We start from the raw sequence: 21,852 nt of genomic DNA, 5'->3' as shown, positions 1-21,852 counted from the left end.
TCGGCCCCTCCTCGCCGGAAGGTAGCGTCAGGGGCAGCGAACCGTCCGCCGGGCGGAAACGACGAGATGGGGAAGACGTTCACCACATGCCGGACCGACGCCGCACCGCCTTCCGCCAGCCGCTGCCCGAGCGGGCCGCCGTGCTGATGCGCGAGCGCTCCTCCTCGTCCTCTCCCTCCGGCTCCTCCGGTTCCTCCGGGAGCCCGAACGACGACAACCCCTTCGCCCCGCCGCCCGAGGGCCGCCCCGACCAGCCCTGGCAGCCGCGCCACCCGTCCGGCGGGGGCGACGACGACAACGGGTCCGACGGGCAGCCGTCGGACGACCGGCCCGTGTGGGGCAGCCAGTGGAGCAGTCAGCAGCCCGGCCGCCAGAACGGCTCCTTCGGCGGGCGGCCCTCCGGCCCCGGCGGTACGGAGCGGCCCCCGGCCGGTCCGCGCTGGGACCCGACCGACCCCATCCAGCGGCGCGCCCGCTACGCGCTGCTCTCCGGCATGTGGGCCTTCTTCTTCGCGATCTTCGACTTCTCGGAGATCGCCCTGCTGCTCGGCGCGCTCGCCACGTACTGGGCGGTCAGCGCGCTGCGCGCCAAGCCGAAGCCGCCGGTGCCCGGCGCCGCCGCGCCCGGCGGCGCGGAGAACCGCGAGGCGGACGGGGCCGCTCCCGCGCCGGACACGCTCGCCGCGCAGCGCGGGGGCCGGCAGCAGACCACGGCCGCGGTGAGCGGTCTGGTGACGGGCGTGGTCGCGCTGGCGATCGTCGCGACGACGTTCACGGTGCAGATGGTCTACCGCGACTACTACACCTGTGTGAACGACGCCCTGACCAAGTCGGGCCAGCTGACCTGCAACGACCTGCTCCCGAAGCCGCTGGAGCCGTTCTTCGGCGTCAAGCGCTAGCGGCCGGCGGGCCGGGGGGCGCGTCGGTCTCCCGCTCGGTCTCCCGGGCGTGCCAGGGGTCGGTGGGCAGGAAGTCGTACGCGTCGAGGTCGTCCTCGTCGTCGCCTTCGTCCTGGCCCTGGCCTTGGCCTTCGTCCTCGTCCTTCGCGTTCTTGGCGTCCTTCGCGCCCTTCCCGTCCTTCGCTGATACGGGCGGCTGGGGGACGGCGGGCGCGGGGGCTCTGGGGGTCTCGGGGGCCTTGGCCGTGCTCACCGGCTCCGCCGGTTCGGCGTCCTCCTTCTTGCGTCCGCGCAGCCGCCAGGCCCGTAGCAGCAGGGCCGCCGGGACGCCGATGAGCGTCGTCCACGCCAGGGCCGCCGCCCCGGTGAGCCACCACACCGGTCCGAAGTCCGCGAGGGCGTGGGTGCCGAGCGGCCCCCCGGCGGCCGCCGCCAGCAGCGCGGCGCCGAGCCCGCAGCCCGCCGCCCCCAGTGCGGTGGTGAGCGCGGTCTCCCCCAGGCCCCACGCCTCTTCCCCTGCGCCCTGGTCCGGCACCGCTCTCCGTACGGTGAACCAGGCCACGGTCAGCGCCGCCGCCACCGGGACCGCCGCGGCCGCCCAGTTCAGCGGGGCGCCCGGGCCGGGCGCGGGCATCGCGGCCAGCAGCGGGAAGTCGGGGACGGCCGGGGGCCCGGTGAAGGCCAGCGGGGTGACCGTGGACGCCGTGCCGAGGGCGAACCCGGGGCCGAGCCCGTACGCCGCGCCCCACACCGCCGCATTCGGCACGAGCCCCAGCGCCAGCAGGAGCACGGCGACGCGGCCGCCCCAGTCGCCGGAGAGCCGGAGGAACGATTCCTGGACCGGAGCGCCGTGCCACACCAGGGCCGACGCGACGACCAGCGCGCCGCCGCCCAGCAGCACCGCGGTCCCGGCCAGCGCCGACCGGCCCACCGCGTCGGCCCGCCGCAGGAACCGGCTGCGCGCCATCGCCTCGTGCAGCCGCACCGGCGCCCAGGAGGGCGGCGGGCCGAGCGGTCGCCCGCAGGCCGTCCACACCCCGGCCGCCGCCGCGCCCGCCACCACGAGGGCGCCGGGAAAGAGCAGGGAGAGCGGCCGCGCGGACAGCGACGCGCCGCGCGCGTAGAGGGCGACCGCCCCGCCGACCAGTAGATATCCGCCCGTCACCAGGGCGAACGCGCCCCCGGGCGACGGGGCGCCGCGCCCCTCCTCCGGCTCCAGCACGTCCCTGGCCGCCCGGTGCACGAGCCACACCGGCAGCACGGAGAGCAGCAGCGGGACGACCCCCATCGGTGCCGGGGCCCCGGTCAGCGTCTCGGTCCTGACCAGTTCGGCACCGTGCGCGAGGAGCCAGAGCCCGGCCGCCGCGTGGAACGCCTCGCCCGGACCGCTGTCCGGGGCCGGTGAGCTGATCCAGAGCGCGGCGACGAGGACGACGAGGGAGCCCAGGCCGAGCCCGGCCGCGACGGCCCCGCGCAGCACCGCGGAGACCAGTACGACGGGCCGTACCCGCTCGTCCTGCGACAACAAGGGGCTGCGTTCGGTCACTTGGGTCACGCGGTCATGCTGCCAACGACACGCGCTTATTTCGTGTAACGGGCGAACAGCCGGGGTGTCGATCAATATACGTTTATGTACTTTTTCACCCGGTGCAGGCCGTGTGGGCGGCCCTCATGACGCAGAGCACGTCCGAGAAGGCCGCCGCCCCTCCGCTGCCCTCGCCGAAGGAGCGGCGCAGGCTGCGGGAGGCGCTGTCGCTGACGGAGGACCAGGTCGCGTCGGCCGTCGGCGTCACCCGGGCGACGGTGCGGGCCTGGGAGACGGGCCGCAGCAGCCCGCGCGGCCGCAAGCGCGAGGCGTACGCCCGGCTGATCGGGGCGGTCGCGGACTCCCCCGCGCCCCCGGCGCCCCCTCCGCCGGTTCCTGTCGAAGCCCCCGGGAGCGTAGCCATGGCCGCCACCGAACCGGACGAGGCCGTCGAGCCGGAAGCCGCTGAGCCGGACGGAGCCGTTGAGCCCGAGGCGGCTGTTGCGCCCGAGGTGACTGAGATGCCTGAGGCGCCCGAGGAGCCTCCTGGCGATCCGGACCCCGGCCACGCGCCCGACGCGCCCGCTGCCGCGTTCGACGCGTTGTACCAGTACGCCGCCTCGGCCCTCTTCCAGCAGACCTATCTGCTGACCGGGCAGCGCGCCCTGTCCCGCGCGGCCGTGACCAAGGCGTTCGAACTGGCCTGGGAGCGGTGGCCGGAGGTCGCGGTGGACCGGGACCCGGTCGGCTGGGTGCGGGCCGCCGCGTACGAGTACGCGATGTCCCCGTGGCGCCGCCTCAACCGGGAGCACCGCCGCCTCGACCCGCCGCCCGAGGCCCCGGCCTCGCGGGCGCTGCTGGACGCGCTCCTGGCCCTGCCCCCCTCGTACCGCCGCACGCTGGTGCTGCACGACGGGGTGGGGCTCGGGCTGCCGGAGACCGCGGCGGAGACCGAGGCGAGCACCCGGGCGGCGGCCGGGCGGCTGGTGACGGCGCGGGCGGCGGTAGCCGAGCGGTTGCCCGAGATCGCGGAGCCGGACGCACCGGCCGGGCAGTCCGCGCTGATCCACGAGCACCTGGGCACCCTCGCCCGCAGCCGCCCCGTCGCCGCGCTGCCGGTCCCGGAGCTGATCCGTACCGGCAGCGAACGCAAGGCGCAGCTGTGGGCCCGGACGGCCATCGCGTTCACCGTGCTGATCGTGGGGCTCACGCTGATCACCCTGGCGACGGCTCCCCGGAAGTACGAGACGCCCCCGGCGCCCGCCCAGAAGGTCGGCGGGGTGCCGCCGGTCGGGGGCCCGCAGAAGCTGACCCCGCAGGACGTCAAGCTGCGGAAGAAGCTCGGCGACGAGGTCTTCCACGGCCCGGCCCGGCTGGTGCCCAAGACCGGCTGAACCGGTCCGGCGCACACGACGACGCGGGCCCGTCCCCCGGGTGAGGGGGACGGGCCCGCGTCGTGCGTACGGTGACACCCGGCCGCGCGAGCGCGGCGGCGGGGTCAGGCGCCGAGGATCTCGCGCGCCAGCTTGGCGGTCTCGGTCGGCGTCTTGCCGACCTTCACGCCGGCGGCCTCGAGGGCCTCCTTCTTCGCCTGGGCGGTGCCGGAGGAGCCGGAGACGATGGCGCCCGCGTGGCCCATGGTCTTGCCCTCGGGGGCGGTGAAGCCCGCGACGTAACCGACGACCGGCTTGGTGACGTTCTTCGCGATGAAGTCCGCCGCACGCTCCTCGGCGTCGCCGCCGATCTCGCCGATCATGACGATGAGGTCGGTCTCGGGGTCCGCCTCGAACGCCGCGAGGGCGTCGATGTGCGTCGTGCCGATGACCGGGTCGCCACCGATGCCGACGGCGGACGAGAAGCCGATGTCGCGGAGCTCGTACATCATCTGGTAGGTCAGCGTGCCGGACTTGGACACGAGACCGATGCGGCCGGGCTTGGTGATGTCGCCCGGGATGATGCCGGCGTTGGACTGGCCGGGGGTGATCAGGCCGGGGCAGTTCGGACCGATGATCCGGGTCTTGTTGCCCTTCGAGCCGGCGTACGCCCAGAAGGCGGCCGAGTCATGGACGGCGATGCCCTCGGTGATCACGACGGCGAGCGGGATCTCGGCGTCGATCGCCTCGATGACGGCGGCCTTCGAGAAGGCTGGCGGCACGAAGAGGACGGACACGTTCGCGCCGGTCTTCTCCATCGCCTCGGCGACGGAGCCGAAGACGGGGACCTCGGTGCCCTCGAAGTCGACGGTCGTGCCGGCCTTGCGCGGGTTCACGCCGCCGACGATGTTGGTGCCGTCGGCGAGCATGAGCTTGGTGTGCTTCATGCCCGTGGCGCCGGTCATCCCCTGGACGATGACCTTGCTGTCCTTGGTGAGGAAGATAGCCATGGTGGTCTGAGTCCCTCTTCCTTACTTCGCAGCCGCGGCGAGCTCGGCGGCCTTGTCGGCCGCGCCGTCCATGGTGTCCACGCGCTGGACCAGCGGGTGGTTGGCGTCGGAGAGGATCTTGCGACCCAGCTCCGCGTTGTTGCCGTCGAGACGCACGACGAGGGGCTTGGTGACGGCCTCGCCCTTCGACTTGAGCAGCTCCAGGGCCTGGACGATGCCGTTGGCGACCTCGTCGCAGGCGGTGATGCCACCGAAGACGTTGACGAAGACGGACTTGACGTCCGGGTCGCCGAGGATGATCTCCAGGCCGTTCGCCATGACCTCGGCGGAGGCGCCGCCACCGATGTCGAGGAAGTTGGCGGGCTTCACGTTGCCGTGGTTCTCACCGGCGTACGCGACGACGTCCAGGGTCGACATGACCAGACCGGCGCCGTTGCCGATGATGCCGACCTCGCCGTCGAGCTTGACGTAGTTGAGGTTCTTGGCCTTGGCGGCGGCCTCGAGCGGGTTGGCCGCGGCCTTGTCCTCGAGAGCCTCGTGCTCCGGCTGGCGGAAGTCGGCGTTCTCGTCCAGCGAGACCTTGCCGTCCAGGGCCAGGATGCGGCCGTCCTTGGTCTTCACCAGCGGGTTGACCTCGACGAGGAGCGCGTCCTCGGCGACGAAGGTCTCCCACAGGGTGACCAGGGCCTCGGCGACGCCCTCGGCCACGTCGGCCGGGAACTTCGCCTGGGCCACGATCTCGCGGGCCTTGGCGATGTCGACACCGTCGACGGCGTTGACCGGGACCTTCGCGAGGGCCTCGGGGGTCTTCTCCGCGACCTCCTCGATGTCCATGCCACCCTGCACCGAGGCCATGGCCAGGAAGGTGCGGTTGGTGCGGTCGAGCAGGTACGAGACGTAGTACTCCGCCTCGATCTCCGGCGACAGCTCGGCGATCATCACCTTGTGGACCGTGTGGCCCTTGATGTCCATGCCGAGGATGTCGGTCGCGCGGGCGACCGCCTCGTCGGCGTTCGCCGCCAGCTTGACGCCGCCGGCCTTGCCGCGGCCGCCGACCTTCACCTGCGCCTTGACGACGGACTTGCCGCCCAGCCGCTCGGTCGCCTCGCGGGCTGCCTCAGGCGTGTCGATGACTTCACCGGCCAGCACCGGTACACCGTGCTTGGCGAAGAGGTCCCTCGCCTGGTACTCGAACAGGTCCACGCGCGTCCGTCCCTTATCAATGGTCTCGCGGTTGGTTTTCTGCGTGGGCGTGCCGCGAGGGGCAACGTGACTGCGGTGTCACTAGGAAGGCGCACACGGTGACCGGATACGCGGCATGTCCATCTCGCAGGTTATCCCCGAGGCCGGTGTGACCCTAAATCGCAGATCACACCTGGGCGGTGATTACGGTCACAGATTCCCACTGGTGGGGGCGTTCTCCGGGTCCGGTATCGGCAGCGGGCGCTTCTCGATCGCGGCGGCCATGACGTCCGGGAAGAGGTCCGGCGTACAGGCGAAGGCAGGGGCGCCGAGGGCGGACAGCGCCGCCGCGTGGTCGCGGTCGTAGGCCGGGGCGCCCTCGTCGGAGAGCGCGAGCAGCGTCACGAACTGCACCCCCGACGCCTTCATCGCGGCGACCCGCTTCAGCATCTCGTTGCGGATGCCGCCCTCGTACAGGTCGCTGATGAGCACGACGACGGTGTCGGCCGGCCGGGTGATCCGGGACTGGCAGTAGGCGAGGGCGCGGTTGATGTCGGTGCCGCCGCCGAGCTGGGTGCCGAACAGGACGTCCACGGGGTCGTCCAGCTGGTCGGTGAGGTCGACCACCGCCGTGTCGAAGACGACCAGCCGGGTCTGGAGGGAGCGCATCGAGGCGAGCACCGCGCCGAACACCGACGCGTAGACCACGGAGGCGGCCATCGAGCCCGACTGGTCGATGCAGAGGATGACGTCCTTCTTCACGGACTGGGCGGCCCGGCCGTAGCCGATGAGCCGTTCGGGCACGATCGTCCCGGCGCCGTCCCGGCCGGGCAGCTCCAGGTAGTTCTTGAGGTTGGCCCGGATGGTGCGGTTCCAGTCGATGTCGTGGTGGCGGGGCCGGGTGACCTTCGCCGACCGGTCGAGCGCGCCGGTGAGCGTGGCCCGGGTGCGGGTGGTGAGCCGCTTCTCCAACTGCTCGACCACCTTGCGGACCACGGCCCGGGCGGTCTCCTTCGTCGTCTCGGGCATGGCCTTGTTGAGCGAGAGCAGCGTGCCGACGAGGTGGACGTCGGCCTCGACGGCCTCCAGCATCTCCGGTTCGAGCAGGAGCGCGGAGAGCCCGAGGCGGTCGATCGCGTCGCGCTGCATGACCTGGACGACGGAGCTGGGGAAGTACGTCCGGATGTCACCGAGCCAGCGGGCCACGGAGGGCGCGGAGGCGCCGAGTCCGGCCGAGCGCCCGCCGCCGCCCCGGCCGCCGGGCCGTCCCCCGCTCTCGTAGAGCGCGGTGAGCGCCTGGTCCATCGCGGCGTCGCGGCCGGTGAGCGCGCGGCCGGTGCTCTCCTCGCTGTCGGCGCCCAGCACCAGGCGCCAGCGCCGCAGCCGTTCGTCGTGGGCGGTGTCCTTGACCGTCATGCCGTTTCCCCCAGGGGTGTGTCGTCGTGGTGCGCGGGGGCCGTCGCGGGGCGCTCGTCCAGGCCGAGGAGCAGGCGCAGGACCGGGACCACCGCGTCCGCGCGGGCCGCGTCCAGGACCGGCCCGAAGCCCGGGGCCGTCGCGCCCGCCCCCGACGGGGAGCCGGCCCCGGTCGCCCCGGCGGGGGCCGGGCCGCGCCGGACGAGGTCGCCCAGGGTGCGCCGGACGCCCGGTTCGTACGCGGAGAAGGTGCGCCGCAGCAGGGGCAGCACGTCGGTGAACGTGTCGGCGGGGACCGCGGTGAGCCAGGAGTCCACCAGGGCGAGCAGCCGTTCGTCGTGGACGAGGAGCATCCCGCCGCCCGCCGCCCCGCCGACGAAGCCCTCGATCCAGGCGGCCGCGTCGGGCGGCGGGGTGCCCGGGGAGAGGGCGAGGCCCATCAGCCGGGCGGCGGCCTCCTGGTCGAGGTGGCCGTCGTCCAGGAGCAGGCGGGCGGCCCGGCCCCGGATGACGCCCGCGACGGTGTCCCGGACGGTGAGCTTGTGCAGCACCGCGCGCCACCGCGTCCGCAGGCCGTCCGCGCTCGAAGGGACGGCTCCCGCGAGCAGCCCGATCGCGGTGTGGACGCCGTCCACCTGGCGGCGCAGCGCCTCCGCGCCCTCGGCGTCGAGCCCGGTGCAGGCGGGGGGCAGGCCGACGCAGATCCGCTCCGCGAGGCCCGCCGCGACCTCGCCGAGGGCGGTGGTGTCCGTGGCGCGGACGTCTCCGTAGCGCAGGGTGCGGGCCAGGGCCGGGAGGGCGTCCGCGAGGTGTCCGACGTCGGAGTCGAGCGCGGCGCGGTCGGCGAGGGCCCGCATCACGACCGGCAGGGCGTCCGGCAGGTCGGCGAGCAGGCAGTGCTCGGCCAGCGCGGTGACCTCGGCGAGCGCGGTGGCGGTCAGGGCGTCGGACTCGGCGCGGGCGGTGGCGGCGGAGAGCACGGTGGTGCCCCAGACGCCCGCCTCGGCGACGCGCACATACAGCTCGGGCTCCCAGCGCAGCCGCCAGCTCTCCCGGAAGGTGCCGGTGCTCCCCCGGCCCGTTGCCGGTTCGCCCCAGGCGATGCCGAGGAGGCGGAGCCGGTGCAGCAGGCGGCTGCGGGCGGCGTCGGTGTCCTTGCGCAGGTCGAGCTCGATCTCCCGCTCGTCGGCCTCCGGCTTGAGCCGCAGGGTGCGCTGCTGCCGGGTCAGGTCGCGCTGGAGGGGGACGGCGGGGGCGGTGTCGGGGACCTCGCCGAGCGTGGTGCCGACGACGAGGCGATCGTGGACGAGCGCGAGGGGCACGTCGGAGCCCTCGCACATGACGGCCCGGATCGCGTCAGTCGTCTCGCTGAGCCCGGCGAGCGGGCGGCCGCGCATCGCGGCGAGCGTCTCGGCGAGCCGGACGGCCTCGATGGCGTGGGCGGACGAGACGAACCGGTCCTCGTCGCGCAGGAGTCCGGCGACCTTCGTCATCCACCGTTCGATGGGGCGGTCCGGGGCGGCGAAGAGGTGCTCGTACCAGCCGGGCGACTCGATGCCCGCGCCGTATCCGCTGTGCCGGGCGAGCCTGCGGTGGGTCCAGGGCACCCAGGTCAGTTCGGCCTTGGCCTTGGGCAGGCCCTTGAGCAGCGCCCGGTCGGCGGTGAGCGTCGTCCGCGTAAGGAGTGCGGGGACGTGCCAGGCGCCGCAGACCACGGCGAAGTCGTCGCCGAACTCCTTCTTCGCCGTACGGATCTGGATACGCATGTACGCCTCTCGCACCGCGTCCCGGGGATGACCGCCGTCCCCGTACGCCTCGCGGAGCGCGGTCATCGCCTCGCCGAGCGCGGCGAACGCGGCGAGCGGTCCGGCCGCCTCGCCGCTGCCGGGGACGCGGTGCTCGACCACGTCCTCCCACCAGCGCTCGGGGTCGTCGTACCCGGCGGTCTCGGCGAGCACCCGGATCGGGTCGACGGGGACGGGTCGTTCGTCGGGCTCCTCCTGGGAGGCGTCGTCGGCTTCCATGGCGAGCGAGTGCGCGGCGGGCAGGTCGATGAAGCGGACGGGCACCTCCCGGGCGAGGGCCCAGCGGATCGCGACCCACTCGGGAGAGAACTCGGCGAACGGCCAGAAGGCGGCCCGGCCGGGGTCGTCCACCGCGTGGGCGAGCAGGGCGACCGGGGGCCGCATCTCCTCGTCGGCCGCGAGCGGCAGCAGCGCGTCGCCCTCGGGCGGGCCCTCGATGAGGACCGCCCGGGGGTTCGCCGTGTCGAGGGCGGCGCGGACGGCGCGGGCCGAGCCGGGGCCGTGGTGCCGCACCCCCAGCAGCAGCGGCCCCGCGGCGCGGGTGCCGGTCATGCGGACGCCTCCCGGCAGGCGCGGTAGAAGTCCTTCCAGCCGTCCCGCTCGCGGACCACGGTCTCCAGGTACTCCTGCCAGATCACCCGGTCCGCCGCCGGGTCGCGGACGACCGCGCCGAGGATGCCGGCCGCGACGTCCCCGGGGCGGAGCACGCCGTCCCCGAAGTGGGCGGCGAGGGCGAGGCCGTTGGTGACGACGGAGATGGCCTCGGCCGTGGAGAGCGTGCCCGAGGGGGACTTGAGCTTGGTGCGGCCGTCGGTGGTGACGCCGTCGCGCAGTTCGCGGAAGACCGTGACGACGCGGCGGATCTCGGCGAGGCCGTCGGGCGCGGGCGGCAGATCGAGCGAGCGGCCGACCTGGTCGACGCGGCGGGAGACGATGTCGACCTCCGCCTCCGGGGTCGCGGGCAGCGGCAGGACCACGGTGTTGAACCGTCGGCGCAGCGCGCTGGACAGCTCGTTGACGCCCCGGTCGCGGTCGTTGGCGGTCGCGATGACGTTGAACCCGCGCACCGCCTGGACCTCCTGGCCCAGCTCGGGCAGGGGCAGGGTCTTCTCGGACAGGATCGTGATCAGCGAGTCCTGCACATCGGCGGGGATGCGGGTCAGTTCCTCGATGCGGGCGGTCATGCCCTGGGCCATGGCACGCATCAGCGGGCTGGGCACGAGCGCGTCGCGGCTGGGGCCGTTGGCGAGCAGCTGCGCGTAGTTCCACCCGTAGCGGACGGCCTCCTCCGGGGTGCCCGCCGTGCCCTGGACGAGCAGCGTCGAGTCACCGCTGACGGCGGCGGCCAGGTGCTCGGAGACCCAGGTCTTGGCGGTGCCGGGGACGCCGAGGAGCAGCAGTGCCCGGTCGGTGGCGAGCGTGGTGACGGCGACCTCGACGAGGCGGCGCGGGCCCACGTACTTGGGTGTGATGACGGTGCCGTCGGGCAGGGTGCCGCCGAGCAGATACGTCGCGACGGCCCAGGGCGACAGGCGCCAACGCTCGGGCCTGGGGCGGTCGTCGGCCGCCGCGAGCGCCTTCAGCTCGTCGGCGAAGGCGTCCTCGGCATGCGGGCGCAGGGCCTCGCCAGTGCTTGCTTCGGTGGTTTCGGACACGGTCATGGATCCCCCTCCGGATCGGTCGCCAGGTCGGTCGGCCGGATGTGGTTCCACCGTGCACCATGGCACTGACAATTCGGCCTTTGCACAGGTCAGGGCGATTGTCAGTGGGGCGGCCTAACGTCGTTGGCATGCTGCTGACTGACGGGGGAGAACCCTTGGGCGCCGCTGCCTCGGCCGCGCGCTGGACGGTGGAGCAGGTACTGGCCCTGGCTCCTGACGACGCCTCACGCAAGGCGGGGAACAAGCTCGGTGCGGCCAGCTCCTGGTCGGACACCGGGTGGGACGGGACGGGTGCGGTCTGGGGGCTGTGCAAGGGCAGCGGAAGCAAGCCGTACCGGACGGTGGTCGACACCACCGGTCCCGCGTACAAGTGCAGTTGCCCCAGCCGGAAGTTCCCGTGCAAACACGCGCTGGGGCTGCTGCTGCTCCGCGCCGCCGACGATGCGGCGGTGCCCGCCGGGTCGCCGCCGGACTGGGCGCGGGAGTGGCTGGACGGCCGCCGCGCCCGTGCCGAGGCGAAGGCGCGGCCCGCCGGGGGTGAGGGGGCGGGGCCCGCCGATCCGGAGGCCGCGCGCAAGCGGGCGAAGAAGCGCGCCGAGCGGATCGGGGGCGGCGCGCGGGAGTTGGAGCAGCGGCTCACCGACCTGCTGCGGGGCGGTCTCGCGGCGGCCGAGCAGTCGGGTTACGGGCTGTGGGAGGAGACGGCGGCCCGCATGGTCGACGCGCAGGCGCCCGGTCTCGCGGGCCGGGTGCGGGAGCTGGGCGCCGTCCCGGCGTCCGGTCCGGGCTGGCCGGTGCGGCTCCTGGAGGAGTGCGCGCTGCTCCATCTGCTGGACTCGGCCTGGCTGGGCCGCGACCGACTGCCGCCCGCGCTGGCGGCCACGGTCCGCACCCGGGTGGGGCTGCCGGCCTCCCCGGAGGGCCCGCCGGTCCGCGACCGCTGGCTGGTCCTCGCCCAGTACGACACACCCGAGGGCAAGATCGTCACCCGCCGCATCTGGCTGTACGGGGAGGAGTCGGGGCGCACCGCGCTGCTGCTGTCCTTCGGGGCGGCGGGCCGCTCCCCTGCTCAGGCACTGCCCGTGGGCGTCACGATCGACGCCGGGCTGACGCCCCATCCGGGGTCCGGGCAGCTCCGGGCCGAGCTGGGCGAGCGCTTCGGCGTCCCCGAGCCCGCCGTGACGCCTCCGCCGGGTGTCACGGTCGCCGAGGCGATCGCCGCGTACGGACGGGCCCTGGGCGAGGACCCGTGGGCGGAGTCCTGGCCGGTGACCCTGCGCGACGTCATACCGGTGCCGTCCCCGGACGGCTGGCAACTGGTGGACGCGGAGGGCCGGGAGGCCCTGCCCGTGACCCCCGCCGCGCTGAACCGCCCGTCGCTCTGGAAGCTCGTCGCGGTCTCGGGCGGCGCCCCGCTCACGGTCTTCGGCGAGTGCGGCCACCGGGGCTTCGACCCGCTGGCGGCGTGGCCCGCGGGCGGGACGGGTGCCCCCGTCGAGACCGTCACGCTCATCTGACCCCGTAGTCCGGCTCCGAAGGAGGGGCGATGTCCCGTACGACCACACCAGCCGCCACCCCGACAGCGGGCGCGGCCACCGCGTCCGACGCGCTCGCCTCCGTGCCGTGGGAGGAGCTGGTCACCTCGGCCCTGCTCGGCACGGACCGGCGGCCGCCCGGGGGCGCGTCCGGCACCGGCCCGGACGGCACGGCCGCCGCACTGCTGGACGCCGCCGCGCTGCACACCGTGCGGCGGCGAGCGGGACTGCTGCCCGCCGCCGCGTCCCCGCGCCCCGCCGTGGCGCCCGACGACCCCCGGCCGCCCCTGCCGGAAGCGGCCCGGGGCCGGCTGGCCCAGCTCCTGGCGGACCGGGCGGCGGGTTCCGGCGGCAGGCGGGGCGCGGCCCCGGACCTGACGGAGCTGATCCCGCAGTGGCTGGCCACCGCCAACGTGCACGGCTACCGGGCACCGGACTCCGCGCTGCCCGCCCTGCTGGACGCGGCCCGGGCCCGCACCGATCTGCGCCCGCAGACCCTGGAGTTCGCCGGGCCGCGCGGCCTGTGGCTGGCCGGTCTCAACCCGGAGTGGAAGTTCGCGCTGCGCGGCGCGTCCGGCAGCGCCCTGCTGCCCTCGCCGGACGACGCGGAGGCGGTGCAACGGCTTTGGGAGGAGGGCCTGTTCGCGGAACGGATCGCGCTGCTCGGGGCCGTACGGGCGCATGACGCGGAGGCGGCCCGCGCCCTGCTGGCCACCACGTGGAAGACGGAACGGGCCGAGGACCGGCTGATGTTCGTGGACTCGCTGCGCACCGGGCTGTCCGCCGCCGACGAGGAGTTCCTCGAGCGGGCGCTCGCGGACCGCAGCCGCAATGTCCGGGCGACGGCGGCCGAGTTGCTGTCCGCGCTGCCCGGTTCGGCGCTGGCCCGGCGGATGGCGGACCGGGCGCTGTCCTGCGTGAGCCCGGGGCTCACCGGGGACGCGCCGTTCGTCGCGGTGGAGGCGCCGCACGAGTGCGACGAGGCGATGCAGCGCGACGGGGTGGTGCCGCTCCCGCCCTCCGGCCGGGGCGAACGGTCCTGGTGGCTGGGGCAGTTGGTCGAGGCGACCCCGCTCTCCGTCTGGTCCGCGCGGTTCGGCGGACGCGACGCGGCGGAGATCGTGGGCCTGCCCGTGGCGGACGGCTGGGGCGAGGAGCTGCACGCGGCCTGGTGCCGGGCCGCCGTGCGGCAGCGGGATTCCGCGTGGGCGCGGGCGTTGCTGGGTCCGCCGTCGACGCCCCCGTCGAACGGCCCCGGTACGGCGTCGCTCGCCGAGCGGGCGAAGCTCCTGGCGGTGCTGCCTCCGGCGGAACGGGCCGTCTGGGTGGCGGATTTCGTCGCCGCGCACGGTTTGTCGGAGGCGTTCCAGCTGCTGGGGGTGTGCCCGGTCCCGTGGGCGCCGCCGCTCGGCCGGGCCGTGGTCGACGCGCTCGACATCGCGAGGGACGCGGGCAGCTACCCGTGGAGCTTCAGCGGCGTCATGGGGCTGGCCGAACGCTGCCTCGACCCGGCGGAGGCGGCCCGCCTGGAGGTCCTGACCACCACCCCGGCCGAACCCGCGGATGCCTCCCCCGGCGCGAACGGCTACTGGACGGAGGCGTTCCAGCGCCTGGTCTCCACGCTGCGCCTGCGCGCCACGATGGACAGCGAGCTGTCCGGGGTTCCGATGGGGTGACCCCGTGCCCGGGCGGCCCGCGCCGGCTCCGCCCGGGCACGGAGCCGACACGAACCGCCCGCGCGGCGCGGGGCGGCACGCCCGGCGCGGCACGCCCGGCGCGGGGCGCGGCACGTGCGGCCCGGGGTGGGTGCGACACACCCGGCAACCCGGGGCGGGCGCGACGCGCGTGGCAGGCCCGAACGCGGGGCGCGGCACGCGCGGCCCGGGGCGCCCGGGATGCGCGCGACGCGCCCGGCAACCCGGAACGCGCGGGCGCGGAGGTCGCGGCCCGGGGCGGGCCCGACGTGCCCCAACAGCCCGGGACGCACGGGCCCGGCCGGTCCCAGGACACCCCCGCGCGGCCCCGAGCCCGGGCTGCCCACCCGCTCAACCGGCGCCGACACCCCGCTCCGGCGACGGCGGCACCGACGCCCGGCGAGCCCGGACCAGCCCGCGCGCGCCGTGGCACGGGGTGCTCGGGCGGCCGCGCCCGGCGACCCCCGGCCGCCCCCGGACCCGGCGCGTCCGGCGACCCCCGGACCCGGCCGCCCCCAGAGCCCGGCGCCTCCGGCGCCCCGGCGCCCCCGGCGCCCTACGCCTCGGCCGGGTGGCGGACGTTCGCGTTGACCCAGTCGACGATCGCCGTCGTCGTCGCGCCCGGGGTGAAGATCTCCGCGACGCCCTGGTCCTTCAGGGGGGCGATGTCGTCCTCCGGGATGATGCCGCCGCCGAAGACCTTGATGTCCGCCGCGTCGCGGTCCTTCAGGAGTTCGATCACCTTGGCGAAGAGCGTGTTGTGCGCGCCGGAGAGGATCGAGAGGCCGATCGCGTCGGCGTCCTCCTGGATCGCCGTGTCCACGATCTGCTCGGGCGTCTGGTGCAGGCCGGTGTAGATGACCTCCATACCCGCGTCGCGCAGCGCCCGCGCGATCACCTTCGCCCCGCGGTCATGGCCGTCGAGGCCCGGCTTCGCCACCACCACACGGATCGGACCGGTCACACCCATCACTGCCTCCACATGCGTCTCCCGTGCCTGAAGGGCCGGGGATGTGAACGAACGTTATCCACAGCATCCCGCAAGCCGCCGTTTCGCGGTGAGCCGGGAGGGGGAAATCACACATGGGACATTGTTCACGGGCATCCACCCCTGACCCTCCGGCGGTTTCGCCGGGTGGGGCGGGCGCCCGGGGAGCCGCACCGGGTCGCCGTATCACCGCGCCGTCAGCCGCACGGCACGGTGGTACGGGCCTCCGTCCGCGCGGGTCGCCTCCGATACGGCGCTCCGCCCGGGCCTCCGTCGGCGCGGCGCCCGTCCGGAGCAGGAGGCCGACCATGAAGACCCCCAGCCTGCCGTTCCCCGCCCCGCCGACCGCACTGCTGAGAGCGACCGCGCTGGAGCTCTTCGTGCTCGCCGGGCACGCCCTGCTGTATCCGACCGGGATCGCCGGTGAACGCCACCCGGGCCGCGCCCCGGCGGACGAGGGCGCCGAGCCCGTCGACCGCCCGGACATCACGCCCACCGACCGGCCACCCGTCGTCTTTCTTCACGGTTTCATCGACAACCGCTCCGTCTTCGTCCTGCTGCGCCGCTCCCTGGCCCGGCACGGCTGGCTCCATCTGGAATCGCTCAACTACTCCCCGCTGACCAGCGACATCCGTACGGCCGCCGAGTTGCTGGACCGGCACATCGAGGAGATCTGCGCGCGCACCGGCCACCCCCGGGTGGACATCGTGGGCCACAGCCTGGGCGGCCTCATCGCCCGCTATTACGTACAGCGGCTGGCCGGTGACCGCCGGGTGCGGACCCTCGTCACGCTGGGCACGCCGCACTCCGGGACCGCCGTCGCCCCGCTGGCCGGGGCGCTGCCCATCGTGCGGCAGATGCGCCAGGGCTCGGCCCCCGTCGAGGAGCTGCGGCTGCCCGCGCCCGGCTGCCGTACCCGGTTCGTCAGCTTCTGGAGCGAACTCGACCGGGTGATCGTCCCCGCCGAGGCGGCCTGCGTCGACCACCCGGATCTGGACGCGGTCAACGTACGCGTCACCGGCATCGGCCACCTCGCGCTGCCGGTGCACCCGGCCGTGGCGGCGGCCGTGCGGCAGGCGCTGGACGAGGCGGAGCCCGCCCGGGAGGCCCCCGGGACCGCCCCCGGAACCACCCGCTCCACCCCCGCCGCCTAAACCGAACAAACTTCGAACATAGAGCCAAGGCTCTGTGCGGGCGCCGCCGAAAGACGGCCGATTGCCCGTTTTCCCGCGCGTCCCGGCGCCGTCGAAGATTGTCGATGGCGGATACCGCCGGGTACAGTCGCCGCCAGTTCTCCCGGGGTACCCCACGCCCCCGGAACCTGGTCCTGCTGCCGAGGCGAGAGAGAAGTTGGTGAACGACCAGCACCCCCACGCCGGGTATGCCGGATACGACGGCTACTCCACAGGCAGCCTCGACACGGGCAGCTTCGAAACGGACCCGCTCTTCGGCGCCCTCCCCGGCACCGGCGCCGGCTACGACGGCGCCTATGACGCCTCGTACGACACCTCACAGGGCTACGGCATCCCGTACACCGGCGGCGAGACCGCCTACGGCGCGTACGACACCACCCAGTGGGACACGGGCGCGCACCACGGCTACCAGGCCCAGCAGCACCCGCAGTACGAGACCGCGCAGTACGACACCACCACGGCCTGGCTGCCGGACGGCTACTCCTCCGGCCAGTGGGACACCACCACCTGGACCGCCGCCGCCCCCGCGTGGCCCTCGGACGACACGGGGACGTACGACACCGGCGTGTACGACGCCACCGCCTGGAACACCGGCGCCACGCCCGGGCACGAAGAGCAAAATGTGCAAAGCCCGGCCGCCTCGAACGAAGCCGAACAGCCGGAGCCCTCGGAGACGTACGAGACCTACGAGTCGTACGAGAACGGCGAGTCGTACGAGAACGGCGACTACGACCCGTACGAGCCCCACCGCCGCGCCGCCGACGGCACCGAGCCGGATGAGGCCCCCGAGCCGCACCCCGATCTCGCCCCCGCCGAGCCCCGCCGGGGCGGCCGCAGCCGCAGGCGTTCCCCCGCGAAGCGCTCCGCACTCCTCACCGTCGCTGTTCCCTCCGCCTGCGTGATGAGCGTGGCCGGGATCGCCGCCGCCTCCGTGAGCGGGATGGGCGGCGACGAGACGAAGAAGGACGCGACCACCACCATGGCCGCCGCCGACCCGGGCACGGTCAAGCCGGTCGCGGCCAACAACGAGCTGGACACCCAGCTCGCCAACCTCAGCGCCGACGCGGAGAACTTCGCGGACCGCGCCAGCCGCACCCAGGAACGCATCGACCTGAAGGAGCGGCAGGCCGCCGAGAAGAAGAAGCGCGAGGAGGAGGCGGCCCGCAAGGAGGCCCTGCGCCCCAAGTTCGTGATGCCGGTCAAGCAGCACGGGCTGAGCGCCTACTTCGGGCAGGCGGGCGTCAACTGGATGTCCGTGCACACGGGCATCGACTTCCCCGTCCAGTACGGCACCCCGGTGATGGCGGCGACCGACGGCACGGTCCGCACGCAGTACAACACCGCCTACGGCAACATGGCCATCGTGACCATGGCCGACGGCACGGAGACCTGGTACTGCCACCTCAGCAGCACCCGTATCCGCTCGGGCCCGGTCAAGGCCGGTGACGTCATCGCGTACTCGGGGAGCTCCGGGAACTCGACCGGCCCGCACATGCACTTCGAGGTGCGGCCGGGCGGCGGGGCGGCGATCGACCCGCTGCCGTGGCTGCGCAGCCACGGGATCAACCCGACCTGACCCGACACGACCGTCGTCACGGCCGGGGCCTCGGGGGCTCCGGCCGTGACGCGTGTCTCAGAGCTTCTGCACCGGCGCGTACCGCAGGAGCAGCTTCTTGGGGCGGTCGTCGCCGAAGTCGACCGTGGCCTTCGCCTGGTCGCCGACGCCCTCGACCGCCGTCACCGTGCCCAGACCGAACTGGTCGTGCGTGACCCGGTCGCCCGCCACCAGCGTGATCGTCGGCTTGTCCGAGGTCCGCCGGGTCGCGAAACCGGAGGGGCCGGAGCGGGCGCGGGAGGCGGAGAGCGACGAGGTGATGCCCGAGGTGGGGCCCGCCGGGGCGGCCATCGGACCCTTCCGCTTCCAGTCCAGGTGCTGGTCCGGGATCTCCTCCAGGAACCGCGACGGCGGGTTGTACGAGGGCTGGCCCCAGGCGCTGCGCATGGCAGCCCGGGTCAGATACAGCCGCTCGCGGGCGCGGGTGATGCCGACGTAGGCGAGGCGGCGCTCCTCCTCCAGCTCCTTGACCTGGCCGAGCGCCCGCATGTGCGGGAAGACGCCGTCCTCCATGCCGGTCAGGAAGACGACCGGGAATTCGAGGCCCTTCGCGGTGTGCAGGGTCATCAGCGTGATGACGCCGGAGCCGTCGGTGTCCTCGTCGGGGATCTGGTCGGAGTCGGCGACGAGCGCCACCTTCTCCAGGAACTCCGCGAGCGTGCCCGCGCCCTCCTCCTCGCCCCGGTCCTGCTCGAATTCGAGCGCGACGGCGGCGAGCTCCTGAAGGTTCTCGATGCGGGTCTCGTCCTGCGGGTCGGTGGACGCCTGGAGCTCGGCGAGATAGCCCGTACGCTCCAGGACCGCTTCCAGCACCACGGCGGGACCGGCGCCGGACTCCACGACCGTGCGCAGCTCCTCCATCAGCGTGTTGAACCGCTTGACGGCGTTGGCGGAGCGGGCGGCCATGCCGTACGCCTCGTCCACGCGGCGCAGCGCCTGCGGGAAGGTGATCTTCTCGCGCAGCGAGAGCGCGTCGATCATGGCCTCGGCGCGCTCGCCGATGCCGCGCTTGGGCACGTTGAGGATGCGGCGGAGCGGGACGGTGTCCTCGGGGTTGGCGAGGACCCGCAGGTAGGCCAGGACGTCCCGGACCTCCTTGCGCTCGTAGAAGCGGACGCCGCCGACGACCTTGTAGGGCAGGCCGACGCGGATGAAGATCTCCTCGAAGACACGGGACTGCGCGTTCGTCCGGTAGAAGACGGCGACGTCGCCGGCCTTGGCGTCGCCCGCGTCGGTGAGGCGGTCGATCTCCTCGGCGACGAACTGCGCCTCGTCGTGCTCGGTGTCCGCGACGTAGCCCGTGATGCGGGCGCCGGTGCCCGCGTTGGTCCAGAGGTTCTTGGGGCGGCGGCTCTCGTTGCGCTCGATGACCGCGTTGGCGGCGGACAGGATCGTCTGGGTGGAGCGGTAGTTCTGCTCCAGGAGGATCGTCGTCGCGTCCGGGTAGTCCTCCTCGAACTGGAGGATGTTGCGGATGGTCGCGCCCCGGAAGGCGTAGATCGACTGGTCGGCGTCACCCACGACGCACAGCTCGGCGGGCGCGTTCTCCGGACCGGCCGGGCCGACCAGCTCGCGTACCAGCGTGTACTGGGCGTGGTTGGTGTCCTGGTACTCGTCCACGAGGACGTGCCGGAAGCGGCGGCGGTAGTGCTCGGCGACGTCGGGGAACGCCTGGAGCAGGTGGACCGTCGTCATGATGATGTCGTCGAAGTCCAGCGCGTTGGCCTCGCGCAGCCGGGCCTGGTACATCGCGTACGCCTGGGCGAGCGTCTTCTCGAAGCCGTCCGAGGCCTGTCCGGCGAAGGTCTCCTCGTCGATGAGCTCGTTCTTGAGGTTGGAGACCTTGGCGGTGAAGGACTTCGGCGGGTAGCGCTTCGGGTCCAGCTCCAGATCGCGGCAGACCAGGGCCATGAGCCGCTTGGAGTCGGCCGCGTCGTAGATCGAGAACGAGGACGTGAAGCCGAGCTTCTTGGACTCGCGGCGCAGGATGCGGACGCAGGCGCTGTGGAAGGTCATGACCCACATCGCGTTGGCCCGGGGCCCGACCAGCTGCTCGACGCGCTCCTTCATCTCGCCGGCGGCCTTGTTGGTGAAGGTGATCGCCAGGATCTGGCCGGGGTGGACGCCCCGCTCGGCCAGCAGGTGGGCGATGCGGTGGGTGAGCACCCTGGTCTTGCCGGAACCGGCGCCGGCGACGATGAGCAGGGGCGACCCGGCGTGCACGACGGCGGCGCGCTGCTCGGTGTTCAGCCCGTCGAGCAGCGCCTCGGGGTCGATGACGGGGCGGTGCGCGCCGTCGCGGTAGTACGCGTCACGGGGCGGCGGGGGCCCGTCGAACACGCCCGCGAACAGGTCCTCCGGCACCGCTTCGGGTGCGGGGTCCTCGGGGGGCGGCGGGGCCGCGTCCTCCTCCTGCTGGAGGCCGGCCAGGAAACTGTCGTCAAAGAGGCTGCTCATCGCTGTCCGAGTCTAAGGCGCCCGACTGACACCCGGCCCCGCTCCGAAAAGGTCACGGAAATGTATCGGGCATATCGCACACCAACCTTCACAGCGGCCCCATGCGTTGGCTAGCGTGCACGTTCGGACGGCCCGTACCCCCAGAGGCGACCTACGCCGAGCGTGCCGCCACGCCGAATCCGGGCCCGCCCGGAACCGGGGACCCACACGCAGTACCGGGGTGAATCGGTCCTTCCCCACCGGACCGTAGGGCAGCCTTCCGTTCCGCCCGAACCCGACAGCTAACCCGGTAGGCGGTCCACGGAAGGAGATGCCGGCCTTGGCGTCGCATCGCAAACCGCGCCCCCGGGTGCGTTCCACCGTCCCCGCGGTCGGGCTGACCTCGGCCGCGCTGGCCTCGGTGACCCTGCTGTCCTCGCAGAGCGCGATGGCCGCGCCCGCGCCGAAGCCGAGCATCGAGGAAGTCCAGAAGAAGGTGGACGACCTCTACCGGCAGGCCGGCAACGCGACCCAGAAGTACAACCAGGCCAAGGAGGCCACGGACAAGCAGAAGTCCAAGGTCGACGCGCTCCTGGACGAGGTGGCCAAGCGCACGGAGAAGGTGAACGACGCCCGCAGGACGCTGGGGAACTACGCCGCCGCCCAGTACCGCAACGGCGGCCTCGCGCCGACCGCGACCTTCTTCCTGGCCGACGACCCGCAGTCGTTCTTCGACCAGACCCACCTCATGGACCGCATGGCCGAGCGCCAGCAGCAGGCGGTCGCGAACTTCCGTACGCAGCAGGCGAAGGTGTCCAAGCAGCGGGCCGAGGCCGTGGAGAGCCTGGAGACGCTGACCGAGTCCCAGGCCGCGCTGCGCACCAGCAAGCAGGACGTCCAGACAAAGCTGACCGAGGCCCGGACGCTGCTGTCGAAGTTGACCGCCGAGGAGAAGGCGCGCCTGGCGGAGCTGGAGCGGAAGAAGGAGGCGGAGGCCAAGCGGAAGGCGGCGGAGCTGGCGAAGAAGCAGGCCGCCGCCAAGAAGGAGGCCGAGCGGAAGGCCAAGGAGTCGGGCGGCAGCGGTACGGAGACGGGCTCGGGCTCCGGCTCCGGTACGGGGTCCGGCAGCAGCGCCTCCACGAAGGCGGAGAAGGTCCTCGCGTTCGCCCGCGCCCAGATCGGCAAGCCGTACGTCTGGGGGGCGACCGGCCCCGCCTCGTACGACTGCTCGGGGCTGACCCAGGCGGCCTGGAAGGCGGCGGGCGTCGACATCCCCCGTACGACCTGGGACCAGGTGAACGTCGGGACGCGGGTCGCCACGGCGGATCTGCAGCCGGGTGACCTGGTGTTCTTCTACGACGACATCAGCCACGTCGGGATCTACAAGGGCGACGGAATGATGATCCACGCGCCGAAGCCCGGGGCGAACGTGCGCGAGGAGTCGATCTACTACATGCCGATCTACGGGAGTGTGCGCCCCGCCTGACCGGGGAGGAGGGCCGGCCCGCGCGGGCCGGCCC

15 protein-coding genes and 1 riboswitch are annotated in these 21,852 nt (G+C 73.7%); of the genes, 7 read left to right on the top strand and 8 right to left on the bottom strand.

Annotated elements, in window-relative coordinates:
* The first annotated feature begins 86 nt into the window (after window positions 1-86).
* Window positions 87-899: a hypothetical protein gene (locus tag AMK18_RS11335; protein ID WP_018101122.1), complete on the top strand. Its 813-nt coding sequence runs from the start codon at window positions 87-89 to the stop codon at window positions 897-899.
* Here the strand turns inward: AMK18_RS11335 and AMK18_RS11330 are convergent.
* Window positions 889-2,445 (bottom strand): cell division protein PerM, encoded by a 1,557-nt coding sequence (locus tag AMK18_RS11330; RefSeq protein ID WP_198957011.1) that lies wholly within the window; start codon window positions 2,443-2,445, stop codon window positions 889-891. The two genes, AMK18_RS11335 and AMK18_RS11330, sit on opposite strands and share 11 nt — an antisense overlap.
* A 125-nt stretch (window positions 2,446-2,570) precedes the next feature.
* Here AMK18_RS11330 and AMK18_RS11325 point away from each other — a divergent pair, with 125 nt between their 5' ends.
* Complete coding sequence (locus AMK18_RS11325) at window positions 2,571-3,818, top strand: helix-turn-helix domain-containing protein (protein ID WP_198956978.1); 1,248 nt, start codon at window positions 2,571-2,573, stop codon at window positions 3,816-3,818.
* A 104-nt stretch (window positions 3,819-3,922) separates the two neighbouring features.
* Here AMK18_RS11325 and sucD read toward each other — a convergent pair whose 3' ends face one another.
* From sucD to AMK18_RS11300, 5 genes are all read right to left on the bottom strand, one after another.
* A complete protein-coding gene (gene sucD / locus AMK18_RS11320) occupies window positions 3,923-4,807 on the bottom strand; it encodes a succinate--CoA ligase subunit alpha (RefSeq protein ID WP_073862691.1) in 885 nt (294 codons plus the stop codon).
* Between the two features lie 21 nt (window positions 4,808-4,828).
* A complete protein-coding gene (gene sucC, locus AMK18_RS11315; RefSeq protein WP_073862690.1) occupies window positions 4,829-6,010 on the bottom strand; it encodes an ADP-forming succinate--CoA ligase subunit beta in 1,182 nt (393 codons plus the stop codon).
* 189 nt (window positions 6,011-6,199) lie between these two features.
* Window positions 6,200-7,405, bottom strand: coding sequence for a vWA domain-containing protein (locus AMK18_RS11310; RefSeq protein ID WP_018101127.1), 1,206 nt, complete (start codon window positions 7,403-7,405; stop codon window positions 6,200-6,202).
* Window positions 7,402-9,762: a DUF5682 family protein gene (locus tag AMK18_RS11305; protein ID WP_073862689.1), complete on the bottom strand. Its 2,361-nt coding sequence runs from the start codon at window positions 9,760-9,762 to the stop codon at window positions 7,402-7,404. Before AMK18_RS11305 ends, AMK18_RS11310 begins: the two co-directional genes overlap by 4 nt.
* Window positions 9,759-10,871 carry an ATP-binding protein gene (locus AMK18_RS11300; protein ID WP_018101129.1) on the bottom strand — a complete coding sequence of 371 codons (1,113 nt, stop codon included), beginning with the start codon at window positions 10,869-10,871 and terminating at the stop codon, window positions 9,759-9,761. The genes AMK18_RS11305 and AMK18_RS11300 overlap by 4 nt, the downstream gene beginning before the upstream one ends.
* Before the next feature lie 128 nt (window positions 10,872-10,999).
* On the opposite strand from AMK18_RS11300, the gene AMK18_RS11295 reads away from it, so the two are divergent.
* Together AMK18_RS11295 and AMK18_RS11290 are read left to right on the top strand one after the other, a co-directional pair.
* Window positions 11,000-12,388: an SWIM zinc finger family protein gene (locus AMK18_RS11295; protein WP_241836540.1), complete on the top strand. Its 1,389-nt coding sequence runs from the start codon at window positions 11,000-11,002 to the stop codon at window positions 12,386-12,388.
* A gap of 29 nt (window positions 12,389-12,417) precedes the next feature.
* Complete coding sequence (locus AMK18_RS11290; protein WP_073862687.1) at window positions 12,418-14,082, top strand: DUF5691 domain-containing protein; 1,665 nt, start codon at window positions 12,418-12,420, stop codon at window positions 14,080-14,082.
* 574 nt (window positions 14,083-14,656) lie between these two features.
* Here the strand turns inward: AMK18_RS11290 and AMK18_RS11285 are convergent.
* Window positions 14,657-15,070 carry a cobalamin B12-binding domain-containing protein gene (locus tag AMK18_RS11285; RefSeq protein ID WP_073862686.1) on the bottom strand — a complete coding sequence of 138 codons (414 nt, stop codon included), beginning with the start codon at window positions 15,068-15,070 and terminating at the stop codon, window positions 14,657-14,659.
* Between the two features lie 326 nt (window positions 15,071-15,396).
* Here AMK18_RS11285 and AMK18_RS11280 point away from each other — a divergent pair, with 326 nt between their 5' ends.
* Complete coding sequence (locus AMK18_RS11280) at window positions 15,397-16,242, top strand: esterase/lipase family protein (protein WP_073862685.1); 846 nt, start codon at window positions 15,397-15,399, stop codon at window positions 16,240-16,242.
* A 199-nt stretch (window positions 16,243-16,441) separates the two neighbouring features.
* Window positions 16,442-17,857, top strand: a complete 1,416-nt coding sequence (locus AMK18_RS11275) for a M23 family metallopeptidase (RefSeq protein ID WP_073862684.1) — start codon at window positions 16,442-16,444, stop codon at window positions 17,855-17,857.
* Between the two features lie 57 nt (window positions 17,858-17,914).
* On the opposite strand, the gene pcrA is transcribed toward AMK18_RS11275, so the two are convergent.
* A complete protein-coding gene (gene pcrA / locus AMK18_RS11270) occupies window positions 17,915-20,353 on the bottom strand; it encodes a DNA helicase PcrA (protein WP_073862683.1) in 2,439 nt (812 codons plus the stop codon).
* Between the two features lie 161 nt (window positions 20,354-20,514).
* A riboswitch (cyclic di-AMP (ydaO/yuaA leader) is annotated at window positions 20,515-20,665 on the top strand.
* Here pcrA and AMK18_RS11265 point away from each other — a divergent pair.
* The gene (locus tag AMK18_RS11265; protein ID WP_073862682.1) at window positions 20,664-21,818 is read left to right on the top strand and encodes a C40 family peptidase; all 1,155 of its coding nucleotides are present in this window, start codon (window positions 20,664-20,666) and stop codon (window positions 21,816-21,818) included. It overlaps the preceding riboswitch by 2 nt.
* Window positions 21,819-21,852 lie beyond the last annotated feature (34 nt).

The organism is Streptomyces sp. CB01249, assembly GCF_001905735.1.
In the GTDB taxonomy this organism is placed as follows: Bacteria; Actinomycetota; Actinomycetes; order Streptomycetales; family Streptomycetaceae; genus Streptomyces.
Note: the sequence above shows the minus strand (reverse complement) of the source record. Positions and strands in the feature narration are given on the sequence as shown.